Raw genomic sequence first — 17,517 nt, forward strand, 5'->3', positions numbered from 1 at the left:
TAGTTATGTAGTATGATCTAATTTCTATTTCGTTATTAAAAACAAAGAGATCAGATATGAGTGGTATTAGTTGGAAACAAGGCTTGCATAGAGCTACTTAAAAGGATTGCGGTATAATAAGGCGCGAAGTAATTAGAGATATGGGAAGCTACCAGTTATAATTGAAACGGTATAATATTGCTTTTTATTACAAATAATATTATGTTATTTTAATCGGTTTATTTAAAAAGATAATTTATGTAAAGGGCTAGTATTAGAAAATGAAATATCTCTATTTCTATGAAGAGAAACAGGTTGTGTTTTAGTCAGATAGAAGCAAGGAGAGATGCGCATGCTAGAACAGAGAGGTCATGCATTATATGACTCTTCGTTGCGAGATTTAAAGTTAGCATTAGATGAGTCTTCAATTGTTGCAATTACAGATCGAAAAGGTCTTATTACATATGTAAATGATAAATTTTGTGAAATCTCTAAATACAAAAGAGAAGAATTAATTGGAAAAGATCACCGTATTTTAAATTCAGGTCATCATCCGAAAACCTTTTTTCAAAACTTATGGAAACGTATTTTGAATGGGAAAGTATGGACAGGTGAGATTCGGAATCGAGCAAAAGATGGTACATATTATTGGGTCAAAACAACAATTGTTCCATTTTTAAATGAAAAAGGAGAGCCTTACCAGTTTATCGCAATACGAAATGATATTAGTAGTAGAAAAGAAGCGGAACAGAGGTTGCGGCTAAGTGAAAGTCGTTATAGGGAACTTGCCTATCATGATGCTTTAACGAGTTTGCCGAACCGTTTGCAATTAATAACGACCGTTAATAAATTGATTGCAGATAAAAAAGAATTTGGTATGATTTACTTTGATTTGGACCGTTTTAAATTAGTAAATGATACGTTAGGTCATATGATAGGGGACTTACTTTTAAGCGAAGTCGCTTCAAGGTTGCATTATGTACTAGGAGAGAAAGATGTTCTGGCTAGGCTAGGTGGCGACGAATTTGTGCTGTTAACAAAAAATCATAGACAAGATGATATGAGGCAGTTAGCGACATCTGTGTTGTCATGTTTCCAGGCACCATTTATTCTTGAAGGCCATGAAGTATATATTTCAGCTAGTCTAGGACTTTGTTCTTATCCACAAGACGGACAAGACGTGGAAACATTATTGAAAAACTCCGACTTAGCTATGTATAGTGCAAAAGAACAGGGGAGAAATGCTGCATGTTTCTTTACAGATGAGCTACGCGCGAAAATAAATCGTAGAATGAAAGTTGAGTTTGCTTTGCAAAAGGCAATTCGTGATGAAGAGTTAGATGTAGTATTGCAGCCTATTATTGATTTGAAAACGAAGAGATATTCTGGTATAGAAGCTCTAGTACGCTGTATGACAGAAGACGGACCTATTTCACCAAACGAATTTATCCCGGTAGCTGAAGAGTCTGGACTTATTATAAAGCTAGGGGACTGGGTATTAGAAAAATCGTGCCGATTGTTTAAAACATTGCCCAATTATCAAGAAGGACTAAAGTTATCAGTGAATTTATCTATACAACAATTAATGCAGAAACGTTTTATTTTCTCTGTACGTAGCATTTTAAAGAGAACTGGTTTTCCTCCGAACCGTTTAATATTAGAAATAACGGAAAGCATAGCAGTCCGCCATTTTGATTATATTATTGCTACATTACAAGAATTAAGAAATATGGGTGTTTTAATTGCTTTGGATGATTTCGGAACTGGCTATTCTTCCTTATATTATTTAAAACAACTACCACTGGATATTGTAAAAATTGATCGTAATTTTATTCGTGAATTTCATTATGATCACGCACAACCAGAACGAACGATTGTAAAATCCGTTATTGAAATTGCTCATAGTTTAAATTTAGCAGTAGTTGCTGAAGGAGTAGAAACAGTAGAGCAAGAGAGTTTGTTACAATCAATGAGCTGTGATTATGTACAGGGATTTTATTATGCGAAACCTTTATCTGTAGGAGAGCTAAAAGAAAAGTTAATTACAGATTTTTAATAAAAAAGAGAAGCCAGCAGCTTCTCTTTATTTAATCCGTTTTTTGTGAGTCTTTCATTAGTACTGGATAAAGAACAAGACCTAATACGAACAATCCAATTCCTAAGAAGAATGTTTTTAAATCAGCAGTTCCCGTTTTGATAACCCAAATAGAGTATACCAACGCTAATGTCGTAATGATTCCATCTTTTACTCGAGATCCGGGCAGTATATCATACGTTTCTCCTGTAATAACTAATTTTAATTGGTACAAGGTAGAAACAAGGTATGGAATTAAATAGGCTAATGTTGCTACGACGATAGCGAAACTATACGCTTCTGAAACAGTACCAGAAATCGTTGAAAATAAGAAAATTTGCGTCATTACATTTGTAATCAATAGTGATTTTGAAGGACTACCTTTTTTATTTGTTTTCCCGAAAAACTTAGGGAAAAGTCCATTTTTTGCTGCCTGGTAAGGTACTTCTGAACTAACAACAATCCAGCCAACTGTAGATCCAAATAAAGATATAAGAGCGAGTAAGGCCATTATATATGCACCTTTATTTCCAATTGCTAAATTTAATGCATCTACTAACGGTTTTTGAGACTCCTTTAAAGCATCTTGCGGAAGAGCTCCCATTGTAAGTAAAGTAATTGACATGTAAATAAGAAGAGCGATAATTAATCCGAAAATCGTAGCTTTTTTTACATCGCGCTGTGATTTTGCACGGTTAGAAAGCATAACCGCTGATTCAATACCGATAAATGCCCAGAGTGTTGCAATAGCAGCTGAATTGATTTGGCCACCTAACGAGATAGATTGTCCTGCTTCATTCATAAAGGTTTGACCGTCTCCGAAATTAGAAGCATTGAAAATGAATAATGTAATTACAATAAACATTGTAAATCCGATAATTTTTGCAATAGTAGCAAGTAGATTCATATTTCCAGCTCGATCAATATTTTGAGAAAGAATATATTGAATTCCCCATAGCATAAGGCTACATACAAGGAAAGTTAACCCTTTTCCGAGTTCTAGTGAAAATCCGTTTATTGAAAAAAGAATTTGCTTACTTTGTAAAACTGGAAAGAATGTTGATAAATATCCAGCAAAGGAAATAATAACAGATGCTGTTGCAGCCCAGTTAGCAGCCCAATATCCCCATGCCATACTATATCCTGCAACTTTACCAGCTTTTTTTGAAGGAAACATCGCTTGAGCATAGCTTTGTGGTCCAGCTTTTAATTCTGGTTTACGAATCGCTAAATTTCCAAATACAAGTGCAATCATAAATACGCCAAGGCCTGTAATACTCCATGCGAGTGTAGAACCCATTGGACCTGATACTTGTGCTAAATTTGCTGGAAGCATAAATACGCCACCGCCAACCATATTCCCGATAACAAATGCTGTTAAAACCCATAATCCCCATTTTTTCGTTTCCATTTTTGTTAACTCCTTTGTAGTAAGTTTTGCTTAAACATCATTTTTTACTAGCTTTTTGACAATAAAAAAAGAGCCATGTAGATAAAAAAATACCTACATGGCTCTTTTGCCAAAGCGTAGGTACAACGGGAATAACCCTTGTACCTACGCGTAATTTTTCCGCTAGGTTTCAAGGGTTACGTATGATGATGATGTTTTTGTGCAAATGTAACTACAGTTGTTGTATAAGTAAGCATAGTTCTTTGCTCCCTTTCTCCTCTGATTTTGAAGTTAGTATACTACATGTTTTTTTGAATGAAAAGAAAAATATAAAAATTTTTATAAAAATACGTTTTAAAGATTAAATATTTACCTATATTTTTCTTGTACTGGAAAATAAGTGAGAGATTGGCAGAAGAGTGAAGCATGTTATAATACATATAGAATTAGAAGGTGACAAGGGGCTATTGTAGATGATGAGTAAGTATGAACAAATTTATACAGAAATCAGTAAATCTATTGATAATAAACAATTAAAAGAGGGATGCAAAATCCCATCAGAAACAGAATTAATGAAGCAGTATGAGGCAAGCCGAGGCACGGTGAGAAAAGCTGTAGATTTACTGCAAGAGCGTGGATATGTGCAAAAAATTCATGGAAAAGGTGTTTTTGTTTTAAAGCGAAAAAATATTGAATTTAATTTTGGCGGTATTGTAAGTTTCCAAGAAGAAAATGAACGTTTGGGACGTCATTGTATTACGGAAGTTGTGGAAATGGACAAAGAAAAAGCCACAAAAGAAATTGCAAAATTATTAAATGTAAAAGAAAAAACAGAGATTGATCATATTAAACGTGTACGAAATATTGATGGAGAAAAAGTAATTTTAGATATAAATCATTTTGTATCTGAGTTTATTCCAGGATTAACGAAAGAAATTGCAACTGCATCGATTTATAAATACATCGAGAAAGAGCTTGGGCTACATATTAGTTATTCGCAGAGGGTAATTGAAGTACAGCCATGTACAGAGGATGACAGAAAGTATTTAGATTTAAATGGAACAGACTATGTTGTCGTTGTGAAAAACTTTACACATTTGTATGATGGAAGTCAGTTTGAATATACAGAATCACGCCACCGTTTAGATATTTTTCACTTTTCGGATGTGGCACGCAGGAAGTAAAGAGGTGGAACAAAATATTGTTTCATCTCTTTTTTTATAAAAAAAACACAAACTCGTATATACGAGTGTTGACTAACTTATATATACGAGTTAATATGTAATTGTAAACGGTATCAAAAAAAGAAAAGAGGGACGGGAATATGGGGAAAGACTATCGTAAAACAGCAGAGGAAGTGTTGCAGTATATTGGTGGGAAAGACAATATTGAACAAGCTGCACATTGTGTGACGAGGCTCCGTATCGCTTTAAAAGATGAAAGTAAAATAGATAATGATAAATTACAGTCTGTTTCATTAGTGAAAGGAGCATTTCATAACGCTGGTATATTTCAAGTTGTAATTGGTCCAGGGGATGTAGATCGTGTTTACGCTGAATTGATAACGCTTGCAGGTATGAAAGAATCGACTGTAGCTGATGTAAAAGACTCTGGAAATCAGAAGTTAAATCCAGCTCAAAAGTTTGTAAAAATATTTTCGGATGTATTTATGCCGATATTACCAGCGATCGTAACGGCTGGTTTACTAATGGGTATTAACAATCTATTAGGCGCAAAGGACTTATTTTTTGATGGGAAAAATTTATTAGATGTTTATCCGAACTTAGGCGGGCTTTGGGATTTAATTAATATGATGGCCAATACAGCATTCGTATTCTTACCAGCACTTGTCGGTTGGTCAGCAACGAAGCGTTTTGGTGGTAGTCCAATACTAGGGATTGTTATGGGATTAATGCTTGTGCACCCGGCCTTATTAAACGCTTGGGACTATGGAAAAGCAGCGACTGGTTTAGACGGACAAAAGATTGAGTACTTCGATATTTTAGGACTGTTCCAAATTGAAAAGGTAGGGTATCAAGGTCAAATCTTGCCGGTTTTAGTAGCTGCATTTGTGTTAAGTAAAGTAGAAATTTTCTTAAAGAAACATGTACCAAATGCAATTCAATTATTAGTTGTACCAATTACAACAATCGTTGTGACAGGTGTGTTAGCATTAGGAATTATTGGTCCGGTTACACGTCATATTGGAGATTTATTAACAGTAGGATTAGTAGGTGTATATGAAACAGTACCAGTAGTTGGAGCAGTATTATTTGGAGCGTTATATGCACCACTTGTAATTACAGGTATGCATCATATGTTTATTGCAATTGATTTACAATTGATTGCACAACATGGCGGTACATTTATTTGGCCGATGATTGCTCTTTCTAACATTGCGCAAGGTAGTGCGGCACTTGCGATGTTCTGGATTTCTAAAAATCAAAATGATAAAAGTATGGCATCAACATCAGCCATTTCAGCATACTTCGGTATTACAGAACCAGCGATGTTTGGTGTGAATTTACGAAATAAGTTCCCGTTTTATGCAGCGATTATAGGGTCTGCTGTGGCAGCGATATTCATTACATTAAATGGTGTATTAGCACCTGCTATCGGAATTGGGGGATTGCCAGCATTTATTTCTATCATTCCGAAATCGATTCCGATGTTTATTGTCGGAATGATTATTGCAGTTGTAATCCCATTTACTTTAACATGGTTATTTGCAAAAAGAGTGAAACAGAAGTAGGAGGAAGTTAAACATGAAGGATTGGCATAAAAGTGTAGTATATCAAATTTATCCGAAGAGCTTTAATAGTTATTACAATAGAGAAACCGGTGATATAAAAGGGGTTACAGAGAAACTAGATTATTTAAAAGAACTCGGAGTGGATTATATTTGGTTAACACCGATATACCAATCACCACAAAATGATAATGGATATGATGTAAGTGATTATTACAGCATTGATCCATCTTACGGAACGATGGAAGAGTTTGAAGAACTTTTAGCAGAAGCGAAAGTACGTAACATTGAAATTATGCTTGATATTGTTGTAAATCATAGTTCGACTGAACATAAGTGGTTTAAAGAAGCGAAGGAAGATAAAAATAGTCCATATCGTAATTACTATATTTGGCGTGATGAAAAAAATAATTGGCAGTCTAAGTTTGGTGGATCTGCTTGGAAATATGATGAGAAGACGGAGCAATATTATTTACATCTATTTGATGAAACACAAGCTGATTTAAATTGGGAAAATGAAAAACTGCGTGAAGAAGTATATGATATGATGCGCTTTTGGCTGGATAAAGGGGTAACGGGATTCCGATTAGATGTCATTAACTTAATTTCAAAAGACCAATGCTTTTTAAACGATGAAGGTAGTACTGCGACAAGTGATGGACGCAAGTATTATACAGATGGCCCGCGTGTTCATGAATATTTACAAGAGATGAACCGAAATGTTTTTGCAGGAAAAGATGTCATTACAGTTGGAGAAATGTCATCTACGACAATTGATAATTGTATTAAATATTCTAATCCTGAGCGTAATGAATTAAGCATGACGTTTAGTTTCCATCATTTAAAAGTAGATTATCCGAATGGTGATAAGTGGACGAAAGCAGAGTTTGATTTTATTAAATTAAAAGAGATTATGTCTAACTGGCAAATTGAAATGCAAAAGGGCGGAGGATGGAATGCGTTATTTTGGTGTAATCATGACCAGCCTCGCATCGTGTCACGCTTTGGTGATGATGGAAAGTACCGAAACAAATCTGCAAAAATGTTAGCGACAGCCATGCACATGCTGCAAGGAACGCCTTATATTTATCAAGGGGAAGAAATCGGTATGACGAATCCTAAATTTGAGTCCATCGAGCAATATCGTGATGTAGAATCGTTAAATATATACGATATAAAGCTAAAAGAAGGGCTATCAAAAGAAGAGATTATAGGGATTTTAAAGCAAAAATCTCGTGACAACTCTCGCACTCCGATGCAGTGGAATGAAGAGATGAACAGTGGTTTTACAACAAGTACACCTTGGATTTCAGCGGCTGAAAATTTTAAAGAAATAAACGTAGAGAAGGCATTAGAAGATAAAGAGTCCGTATTTTATCATTATAAAAAGTTAATAGAGCTTAGAAAAACGTATGATGTAATTACAGAAGGAGAATATGCTATTTTGGATAAAAATGATCCTAAAATTTGGGCATATACTCGTACTACAGAAAGTGAAGTACTACTTGTTATAAATAACTTCTATGGAGAAGAAATAACGTATTCAGTACCAGCGCACGTTCAGTTAGATGGAATGAAACAAGAAGTACTACTGTCGAATTATAAAGATGCCAGCAAGGATATTGCAAAACTTAACTTAAGACCATATGAATCAATTGTGTATCGATATACGAAATAAAAAGGTTGTATGCCCGAGCGGCATACAACCTTTTTATTTTAAGACACCACTATACAAAATGCTTACTTCTACTTCAGGTTTGAATTTTACTTTTGCATAATCTTTATTCCAATTTTTTTTCTTCCATAAGTTAGGATGATAAGCGATAAGATGTCTTCCAATACCGAAAGCATCACAATTTGCTTTTTGTAGTTTTCGTGTTATTTTTTTCGCTTCTTTCGTGAGTTGTTTAGAAAGTTCTTTATTTAGTTTTTCTCTATCGTCCATTGTATACATATTATCTCTCGGAGATTCAAGTGCTATAACTTTTAATTGGAGCTTAATGTGAGCATAAACATTTCCTTTTTTATCTGTTGTTATTTTTAAGTCGCGTTTTAATTTTCGATTACTAATTTCCATTGTTAAATAATCAGATGTCTTCTCAGATTCATCACTAGTCAGTTTTTGGGTTATACGGGCACTTGTTCCCATTTTTCCGGTTAATAATACGAATAAAACAGATTGTTGCAAAGGTAAATGCCCAGTTAATTTATCATTGTTAAATAAAGCTAACCCGTTTGTAACTACTTCTTTTCCTTTTATTTTTATAGAAGGAAGGGTAAAGTCTTTACCGGGATCTAACATTTTTGTAGCAGCTGTTTCTAAAGTTTCTTTTGGAAATACACTCATATCTTCTAAGCTTTTCACTTTTTTCTTTAGAAAATCTCCAATTAGTAAATTTCCTATTTTCTTTTTTTCGAGTATCTCCGATGTTTCACCATCTACTGCAATAAGTTTTACTAAAGCAGTTGGGTTTGTTGGATCTCGAAAGCTGACATCTAAATAGGGGAGTATACCCTTTTTTAGAATTTTGGTTCCGAGTAATTGAACACCATATTTAAAATAGCGAATATTCCCAGTCACATTTTTTTTTAGGGCATCGCCTGTATCCATTATGTTATGCCCGGTTGCTGAATATATTTCATTCTCAAATGAAGATTGCTCTCCGCTTGAACTTTTTACGAGCTCGATTGTTTGCTGGAGTTTATTCTCTTCCGTAATATCAGCTCCAACGCTATAAGCTAAACTTGCCTCCCTTAATGGTTCTTGATCCCAACAGCCAGAAAGGAGGGAACTAGCACATAATATTAAAAGTAATTTAACTCTTTTTGGGAACATACTGTTCTCCTTTCTTCTTTCTTATTATTGAATAAAGTAGAAATAAAAGAGGGAGAACAACGATGAAAATATAGGTGAACTTATCAGTGAAAGTTGAAATTACTTTTAATTCTTCAGGTGTATCTATAAATAAGGCTACACTAAAAGCAATAATACCAACGATTGGAACAGCCTTTTTATGATTAGCAAGGTTGAATATATGTCCAATTCCGATTGAAGCAGCGCAGTAATAACTAGCAATAGAAGCGACAACTGTTATCATCCAAATTGGGATGAAGATTAGGTCCGTTCGATCTATAATTCCAATATGCAAGGAGCGTAATAAGTAAGCAACTGGCTCTGGAATAAGCTCAATTTGCTTTGGACTAAATACGATAAAGCAAATCCAAACGGTAAAAGTATAAAAAAGAGTTACAAATCCATTGGCGATAGAAATGGCCTTCAGTTTTGCAATAGAACTCCCATTTACTTTTGGAAAAGCGATAAGAATAATTTCAAAACCATACATGGCTGTAATTGTTTCCTTGGATGCTTGAATTATATTCCACCATCCGGCTTCTGTAATAGGAAAAATATAAGAGAAATCAGCTCGTGAAAGCCCTAGGGCAATTAAAAGGGCCATTGGAATAATGAGAATAGAGGCCATGACATAAAATCGTACGATGACTTTAAATGTGTTATAAGCTACATAACAACAAGCTACTGTACATAATATGAGAATTGCAGACCACGGAGTTGCGTGTAAAACCCATACTTTAATGACGTTACAAGCATTCAACATAACCGTCATACCGATAAGGGTAAAATAAAAAACATAAGAAAAGCCCAATAGTTTTCCTAACTTATTACCAAATAGCATACAAACACTTTTATACATATCTGCATCAGGAAATCGTTTTAAGAAAAGCCACATAAGTAAAATAATAAGTTGAATGGCAAGCCCCGCAATGAGCGCAGAAATCCAACCACCACCTTTTGCTATCGGATGAAGCCGGTTAGGTAGAGATAGTATACCGACCCCAATTTGGCATTGAATAACGAAAAAGGTAAATTGAACAAGTGAAATTTTACTTTGCGTGTTTGTCACCGTCCTCATCCTCTCTCGTTACATGTTGGCGCTGCATTTTTTTCGGTTTTGGATCATGTGGTCTTTCCCAAAATGACCAAATTGGTAGTCTTATGAAAGAATCTTTCATATCTTTAATCCGCATCGGGGCAACAGGAGAAAGATATGGTGTATGAAATGAATGAAGCTGACATAAGTGAACGAAAGTTATAATGAGACCGAATGATATTCCTACATATCCGAATATGGCAGCAAGGAGCATTAATGGAAAACGAAGAATCCGAACTGCTGAACTCATATCGTTTGATGGAACGAGAAAAGATGAGATTGCAGTTAAAGCTACAACGATGATCATTGTGTAAGAAACGAGTCCAGCTTTTACAATTGCATCCCCAATTACTAAACCACCTACAATACCGATTGTTTGTCCAACGCGGCTCGGCAAGCGAATACCAGCTTCTCGTAATAACTCGAAAATTAACTCCATTAAGAGAGCTTCAAAAATAGGAGGAAGCGGTACTTTCTCTAATGAAGCTTTAATCGTATACACAAGTTCGAGCGGTAACACATCAGGATGAAAAGCAACAGTTGCAATATATAAAGCTGGTAAGAGAAAGGCAATTAAAAAACTTACTAAGCGAATCATTCGGACGAAAGAACCGACAATCCAACGGTTATTATAATCATCTGGTGATTGATAGAAAGCAAATAACGTAACAGGAACGATGAGCGCTGTTGGATCTCCATCAGATAAAATAGCAACACGCCCTTCCATTAAATTAGCAACAGTTCTATCTGGACGCTCTGTATTTAATTGCTGTGGAAATGGGGAGAAAGACGTATCCTCTATAAATTCTTGTATGTATCCTGGTGGCATAAGTGCATCCGTTTTAATGGTTTCCAATCTTCTTTTCACTTCTATAACTAAATCGTCATTCGCTATATTTTGCATATAAGTAATTGCCACTTTCGTGTGCATTTCTTCACCGAGTGTAAAATACTTAACAACTAAATTTGGACTCTTAATGAGTTTACGAATAGAGGTTAAATTAGTTGCTAGATCCTCTACAAAACCAGTATGTGGACCGCGCACAACTCCTTCATTATCAGGCTCTGCTATATCTCTCTTTAAAGATAAGGTTGTTTCGAAAATACAAAAACTGTCGACGTGTTCATGAAAATATAAGGATTTACCTTGTAATAAAAGTTGTATCCCATAATTTAAATTCGTTTCTTTTTTCATATTTAACGTAGAAAAAGCTTTATCTAAAGATAAATCTGATCGCGTTAATAATGGCTCAAGGACTAACTGATGAATTAGATTTGGATCTGCTAAAGATTCGATATATAAGATTGCTCCTTTTCCGTTTTGAAAAGGGAGATCTAATTTTTTTATATCATCAGAATGAGAAAGTTTATTTTCAATGTAATTAATGTTCTCCGGAAGTGATGGAAACATATGCTTTTGTTTTTTACTCTCTTGTTGTTCTTTTCGCTCTGTCATAATTTCCACCTCTCTTAAAGTGCAATTGTTTCTGTTAATTTTTGTCGTTTGTGAGAAATTTATGCTTGAATTATTTTAAAAAAAGAGGATTGAAGGTTACGTTACATTGTCTTTTGTGCATTATTCAATTTCATAGCAGTACTTCTAACATTTGTGTCGAATTAAGAAGATATATAGGAGGGATATATATGGAAATAGCTGTAGAACGTGTTTTTACGAAAGAGATTTTAAAAAGAGCAGCGAATTTGTTTCATGTAACAGTGGAAGAAAAGCCACTTGGAGATTTTGAGAATTATATTTTTAAGGCGAAGGGTGATAATGATGAAGATTACGTATTACGTTTAACACATTCTTCTCATCGTTCTAAACAAGAGGTAGAGGCTGAACTAGATTTTTTACGATATGTTGCGGAGAATGGGGCAAAGGTAGCAGGACCTCTTTATTCAACGTCTCGAAATCTCGTAGAAGAAATCGTAGCAGAGGATGGAACGTTCTTTTCCGCTTCTTTATTTACATATGCAAAAGGTGAGCAAGTAAAAGGAGAGGAATCGCCTTATTGGGGCGAGCCTCTCTTTGAAGCATGGGGAAAAGCGATTGGGCAACTGCATCGCCTTACAATGGAATATCCTAAAACAGACTACCGTGATACGTGGGAAGAAGACGAAAGTGGAATTGTTAATGAATTAGAAGATGGTCAAGTGAAAAAGATTGCAGCGGTACTAATGGATGAAATTAAGGCCCTTCCAGTTGAAAGAGAAACGTTCGGTCTTATGCACGGTGATATCCATCAAGGTAATTTTCATTATGATGGTAAAGAGCTAACAATCTTTGATTTTGATGATGCGGCTTATAATTACTTTATACATGATTTAGCGATGGTTCTATACTACTCTGTTCTATTTACAACGTGGACAGCAGAAGAGAAGACAGATTTTGCTCGTAAACAGTTACAAGTGTTACGAAAAGGATATGAGTATGAGTACAGGCTGGCGGATAGTTGGTATGAATCGTTGCCACTATTTTTACGTTTACGTGATATAGGTTTATATGGAACGCTTCAGAAGAAGTTTAAAGGGAAAGATATGCCTGATAACTTCTTGAAATTATCAGAAGAGCTATACGAAAGAATTATTAAAAGAGAAGCAATTGTGAATATATAATACATTTAGTTCAAAACAAAGTATATAAAACAAATATATACTTTGTTTTTTTATACAAAAATATGTTTACTTTATTAAAATAATATTGTCCTAGATTCGGTATGCACTTATAATTTTATATATATTCTGAATATTCTTTATAAAGAAGGAGGGGGAATGTTGGAAACTTTCGTAAATTGGTTAAATAATATTGTTTGGAGTCCAGCACTTGTTTATTTATGTTTAGGAGTAGGTTTATATTTTTCTATTCGAACGAAGTTTTTACAAGTAAGGCACGTAGGAGAAATGGTGAAGCTGACATTTCAAGGAGAAAAATCAGAGGCTGGTGTTTCTTCATTCCAAGCGTTAGCACTTTCGTTATCAGGACGTGTTGGGACAGGGAATATCGCTGGGGTAGCAACAGCGGTTGCATTCGGTGGACCAGGAGCTGTATTTTGGATGTGGGCAGTAGCCTTTTTAGGGGCAGGATCAGCTTATGTAGAATCAACACTCGCGCAAATATATAAGACGAAACATCAAGGGCAGTTTCGTGGTGGACCTGCTTATTACATCGAAAAAGGTCTAGGAGTTAAATGGTATGCTTTAGTATTCGTTGCAGCGACAATTCTTGCAACAGGACTTTTACTACCAGGCGTACAAGCAAATAGTATTGCTGTAAGTTTAGAAACGGCTTTTGGTATTAATACTACCGCATCAGGGGCTATATTAGTTGTTGTATTAGCTCTTATCATTTTCGGTGGAGTAAAGCGAATTGTTAACGTAGCGCAAGTTGTCGTACCTTTTATGGCAATAGGCTATATTTTAGTAGCTTGCGTCATTGTTGCTATGAATATTGAAAAATTGCCAGAAGCATTTATGTTAATTATAAGAAGTGCATTTGCATTAGAAGCTGCTTTCGGTGGTATTATCGGTTTAGCAATCTCTTGGGGGGTAAAACGTGGTATTTATTCCAATGAAGCAGGACAAGGGACTGGACCACACGCAGCAGCAGCAGCCGAAGTATCACATCCAGCTAAGCAAGGTTTAGTGCAAGCATTTTCCGTTTACATTGATACATTATTTGTTTGTTCAGCAACAGCATTTATGATGATTATTACAGGCATGTATAACGTATTTGATGCAAGCGGAAAAAACTTTATCGTTAATAAACTAAATGGTGCTCAGCCAGGACCAGGATATACACAGGCGGCGGTAGAATCTGTTTTCCCTGGATTTGGAAACGGTTTCGTTGCAATCTCGTTATTATTCTTCGCGTTTACAACAATTATGGCGTATTACTACATTGCAGAAACGAATATTGCGTACTTAAATCGTGATAAAGACCGTCCTTGGATGTCTATGGTACTAAAGTTTGTATTTTTAGGAGCTGTATTCTATGGATGTATAAAAACAGCAGCAACGGCTTGGGCTTTAGGCGACATTGGGGTAGGAATTATGGCATGGGTAAATATCATTGCGATTTTACTATTACAAAAACCTGCATTAGTCGCATTAAAGGATTATGAAAAACAGAAAAAAGAAGGAAAAGATCCAGTATTCGATCCAGGGCCATTAGGAATTAAAAATGCTGATTTTTGGGAGCATGAATACGGGAAAGATAAGAAAGAAGAAGTATCTTAACAGAATAGAAATGAAGAAGCAAAGGGGAAACTCTTTGCTTTTTTTTATGGACAAATTGAAGCTAAAAGTTATTTTTGGGACTATTTTTGAATATAAAAAGAATGTACATGCATTGTTAGGGGAAGGGGGAGTATGTTGATAGAATTTCGTAATGTAAATAAATATTATGGTAACTTTCAAGTTTTGAAAAATATTAATGTGCAAGTGAAAAAAGGCGAAGTGGTAGTAGTTGTTGGGCCTTCAGGATCAGGAAAAAGTACATTGCTTCGATGTATAAATCAATTAGAGGCAATTACAGATGGAGAATTAATTGTACAAAATACAGAGGTACACAATAAAAAAACGGACATGAATGAATTGCGGCGAAATATTGGGATGGTCTTTCAACATTTTTATTTATATCCACATAAAACGGTTCTTCAAAATATTACATTAGCACCGATTAAAGTAAATAAAGTTTCCAAAGAAGAAGCAGAGAAAACAGCAATGCTTTATTTAGAGAAAGTAGGAATCCCAGAGAAGGCTAACGTATATCCACATCAATTATCAGGAGGACAACAGCAACGGGTGGCAATTGCTAGAGGACTTGCAATGCAGCCGGAAATTATGCTATTCGATGAGCCTACGTCTGCTCTTGATCCAGAGATGATTGGAGAGGTACTTGATGTTATGAAAGCACTGGCTAAAGAAGGGATGACAATGGTCGTTGTCACGCATGAAATGGGATTTGCTAGAGAGGTAGCAGATAGGATCTTATTTATGGATGATGGTCAAATTATTGAAGATACAACACCGGCGCACTTTTTTGCAAACCCTGAACAACAAAGAGCTCGTTTATTTTTAAGTCGGGTGCTAAATCATTAGAGGAGGAATTTTATGCTTAAAATGAAAAAATTATTTACTTTAATCGTATTTTCATGTTTATTCGTGCTTGTTGTTGCTGGTTGCGGAAGTAAGAAAGATGAGGCAAAGGAAACAAATACGAAGCAAGGCGGGGCTGTTGAACAAATTAAGAAACGAGGGAAATTAGTAGTCGGGGTAAAGAATGATACGAATTTATTTGGATTGAAAAATCCTTCAACAGGGCAGGTAGAAGGATTCGATGTTGATGTCGCGAAGGCACTTGCGAAAAAGATTCTTGGAGATGAAAAGAAGCTAGAGCTGAAAGAAGTAACGTCTAAAACACGTATTCCAATGCTGAAAAATGGTGATATTGATGCAATTATTGCAACAATGACAATTACGGAAGAACGCAAAAAAGAAGTGGATTTTTCAGATGTATATTTTAAAGCAGGACAATCGTTACTTGTGAAAAAAGGAAGCAATATTAAGAGTGTCGATGATATAAAACAAGGCGTTAAAGTATTAGCTGTAAAAGGGTCAACATCTACAAATAACATTCGTCAAAAGTCACCAGAAGCGACTGTATTAGAGTTTGAAAATTATAGTGAGGCATTTACAGCGTTAAAGGCAGGTAAAGGTGATGTGTTAACGACAGATAATGCGATCCTTTACGGAATGGCAAAACAAGATTCTAATTATGAAGTAGTAGGAAAAATTTTCACAGATGAACCGTATGGAATTGCAGTGCAAAAAGGGGCAGATGATTTAACGAAAGAGATTAATACTTTAATTAAAGACATGAAAGCAAGCGGAGAGTATGACAAATTATATGAGAAATGGATTGGACAAAAACCAGAAAAGTAGATAGTAAAAGTGAGAGGATGAGAGTACTCATCCTCTTCTTGTAAAGAAAGAGGGGAGAATATGTGCCTGATTTTTCTATATTAACGAATAACATTGATATGTATTTAGAAGGATTTAAATATACAGTTATGTCTAGTGTAATTGCATTGATAGGTAGTTTTATTTTAGGAGTAATTTTGGCAGTAATGCGTATTGCACCTATTCGTATTTTAAATTGGATAGGATCAGCTTTTGTGGAGTTTGTAAGAAATATTCCACTCGTATTAATTGCATTTATATTCTATTTTGCTTTACCTGTAATAGGAATTACTTTAAATGGTTTTGTAGCAGGAACAGTTACGCTTACGGTATATACGGCAGCTTTTATTGCAGAAGTAATTCGCGCTGGTATTTTATCAGTTGCGAAAGGGCAAATGGAAGCTGCTCGCTCTTCAGGGCTAACGTATGTGCAGGCGATGTATTATGTTGTCTTACCACAAGCTGTGAAAATTGTAATTCCCCCTTTAGGAAACCAGTTTCTCAATTTAGTTAAAAACTCCTCAATACTTGGAATCATTGCTGGTGCTGATTTAATGTATCAAGGAGATTTAATTTCAACGAAGACGTTTGTTACGTTTGATGTTTATATATTTGTCGGGATGTTTTATTTAATATTAACAATTCCGCTCAGTATGCTAGTGCGTTATTTAGAAAAACGCTTAGCAAAGGAGGCGGTGTAAATGGATTTCAAGGGAGCAATTACAGGAGATCATATTCTATTTTTATTAAAAGGATTACTTATAACATTAGAGGTAGCGCTCATAGCAATTGTACTTAGTTTTATTATTGGAAGTGTAATCGGTATATTGCGCTACACGAAAATACCTGTCGTCTCACAAATATTAGGAGTTATAGTTGAAGTGATTCGAAACTTACCACTACTGTTAATTATATTTTTCACGTATTTTGCACTTCCAGAAGCAGGCTTGAAATTAGAAATTATAACAGCTGCAATTGTTGCTTTAACAATATTTGAGGCAGCAATGATATCTGAAATTGTTAGAAGTGGTTTATTGTCTATTGAAAAAGGGCAGGTTGAAGCCGCAAGATCTTCGGGATTAACTTATGTGCAAGCGCTGTGGCATATTATTTTGCCACAAGCATTAAGGAGAATGGTTCCGCCGCTTGTCAGTCAATTTATTTCATTGCTGAAGGATACGTCGCTAGCGGTTGTTATATCACTCCCTGAGCTTATGCATAATGCTCAAATTATTAGCGGACAAAATGTGAATTACATGATTCCAACATTTATATTAGTAGCTTGTATGTACTTTATCGTAAATTATAGTTTATCAATTTTATCGAGAAGATTAGAACTTCGTTGACTCTTACAATATATGTAAGAGTTTTTTCCTTGTTTCTCCTTATTTTCCTCTAAATAGAATCTAAATCT

General features: G+C 35.1%; 14 protein-coding genes. 10 read left to right on the top strand and 4 right to left on the bottom strand.

Annotated elements, in window-relative coordinates; genetic code table 11:
- The first annotated feature begins 331 nt into the window (after positions 1–331).
- Positions 332–2,035 (top strand): putative bifunctional diguanylate cyclase/phosphodiesterase, encoded by a 1,704-nt coding sequence (locus GBN78_RS09155; RefSeq protein WP_000893350.1) that lies wholly within the window; start codon positions 332–334, stop codon positions 2,033–2,035.
- 31 nt (positions 2,036–2,066) lie between these two features.
- Here the strand turns inward: GBN78_RS09155 and GBN78_RS09160 are convergent, their stop codons facing one another.
- Entirely contained in the window at positions 2,067–3,464 is a 1,398-nt protein-coding gene (locus GBN78_RS09160) for an amino acid permease (protein ID WP_000448450.1), read from the bottom strand.
- A gap of 452 nt (positions 3,465–3,916) precedes the next feature.
- On the opposite strand from GBN78_RS09160, the gene treR reads away from it, so the two are divergent.
- The 3 genes from treR (at position 3,917) to treC (ending at position 7,870) form a co-directional block, all read left to right on the top strand.
- Positions 3,917–4,627, top strand: coding sequence for a trehalose operon repressor (gene treR, locus GBN78_RS09165; protein ID WP_000987242.1), 711 nt, complete (start codon positions 3,917–3,919; stop codon positions 4,625–4,627).
- Between the two features lie 140 nt (positions 4,628–4,767).
- The gene (gene treP / locus GBN78_RS09170) at positions 4,768–6,195 is read left to right on the top strand and encodes a PTS system trehalose-specific EIIBC component (RefSeq protein WP_000513940.1); all 1,428 of its coding nucleotides are present in this window, start codon (positions 4,768–4,770) and stop codon (positions 6,193–6,195) included.
- A gap of 13 nt (positions 6,196–6,208) precedes the next feature.
- Complete coding sequence (treC, locus tag GBN78_RS09175; RefSeq protein ID WP_069605036.1) at positions 6,209–7,870, top strand: alpha,alpha-phosphotrehalase; 1,662 nt, start codon at positions 6,209–6,211, stop codon at positions 7,868–7,870.
- A gap of 33 nt (positions 7,871–7,903) precedes the next feature.
- Here the strand turns inward: treC and GBN78_RS09180 are convergent, their stop codons facing one another.
- The 3 genes from GBN78_RS09180 to gerKA are packed head-to-tail and all read right to left on the bottom strand — an operon-like array spanning position 7,904 to position 11,598.
- Entirely contained in the window at positions 7,904–9,028 is a 1,125-nt protein-coding gene (locus GBN78_RS09180) for a Ger(x)C family spore germination protein (protein ID WP_000484126.1), read from the bottom strand.
- Positions 9,009–10,115 carry a GerAB/ArcD/ProY family transporter gene (locus tag GBN78_RS09185; protein WP_000185796.1) on the bottom strand — a complete coding sequence of 369 codons (1,107 nt, stop codon included), beginning with the start codon at positions 10,113–10,115 and terminating at the stop codon, positions 9,009–9,011. The genes GBN78_RS09180 and GBN78_RS09185 overlap by 20 nt, the downstream gene beginning before the upstream one ends.
- Positions 10,096–11,598 carry a spore germination protein GerKA gene (gene gerKA / locus GBN78_RS09190; protein ID WP_000140076.1) on the bottom strand — a complete coding sequence of 501 codons (1,503 nt, stop codon included), beginning with the start codon at positions 11,596–11,598 and terminating at the stop codon, positions 10,096–10,098. The genes GBN78_RS09185 and gerKA overlap by 20 nt, the downstream gene beginning before the upstream one ends.
- Positions 11,599–11,786: 188 nt before the next feature.
- Between gerKA and GBN78_RS09195 the strand changes: the two genes are divergently transcribed.
- The 6 genes from GBN78_RS09195 to GBN78_RS09225 all read left to right on the top strand — a co-directional run bounded on the left by GBN78_RS09195 (position 11,787) and on the right by GBN78_RS09225 (position 17,449).
- Complete coding sequence (locus GBN78_RS09195; RefSeq protein WP_152127295.1) at positions 11,787–12,758, top strand: phosphotransferase enzyme family protein; 972 nt, start codon at positions 11,787–11,789, stop codon at positions 12,756–12,758.
- 159 nt (positions 12,759–12,917) lie between these two features.
- Positions 12,918–14,378: an alanine/glycine:cation symporter family protein gene (locus GBN78_RS09200; protein WP_000447396.1), complete on the top strand. Its 1,461-nt coding sequence runs from the start codon at positions 12,918–12,920 to the stop codon at positions 14,376–14,378.
- 132 nt (positions 14,379–14,510) lie between these two features.
- Entirely contained in the window at positions 14,511–15,242 is a 732-nt protein-coding gene (locus GBN78_RS09210) for an amino acid ABC transporter ATP-binding protein (RefSeq protein WP_029960811.1), read from the top strand.
- Between the two features lie 12 nt (positions 15,243–15,254).
- Positions 15,255–16,085 carry a glutamine ABC transporter substrate-binding protein GlnH gene (gene glnH, locus GBN78_RS09215; RefSeq protein ID WP_000916491.1) on the top strand — a complete coding sequence of 277 codons (831 nt, stop codon included), beginning with the start codon at positions 15,255–15,257 and terminating at the stop codon, positions 16,083–16,085.
- Positions 16,086–16,147: 62 nt separating this feature from the next.
- Positions 16,148–16,804, top strand: a complete 657-nt coding sequence (locus GBN78_RS09220; protein WP_001112667.1) for an amino acid ABC transporter permease — start codon at positions 16,148–16,150, stop codon at positions 16,802–16,804.
- Positions 16,805–17,449, top strand: coding sequence for an amino acid ABC transporter permease (locus GBN78_RS09225; protein ID WP_000345955.1), 645 nt, complete (start codon positions 16,805–16,807; stop codon positions 17,447–17,449).
- Positions 17,450–17,517: the final 68 nt, after the last annotated feature.

Origin of the sequence: Bacillus sp. B2-WWTP-C-10-Post-4 (assembly GCF_009183805.1) — a bacterium.
Lineage (GTDB): Bacteria > Bacillota > Bacilli > Bacillales > Bacillaceae_G > Bacillus_A > Bacillus_A cereus.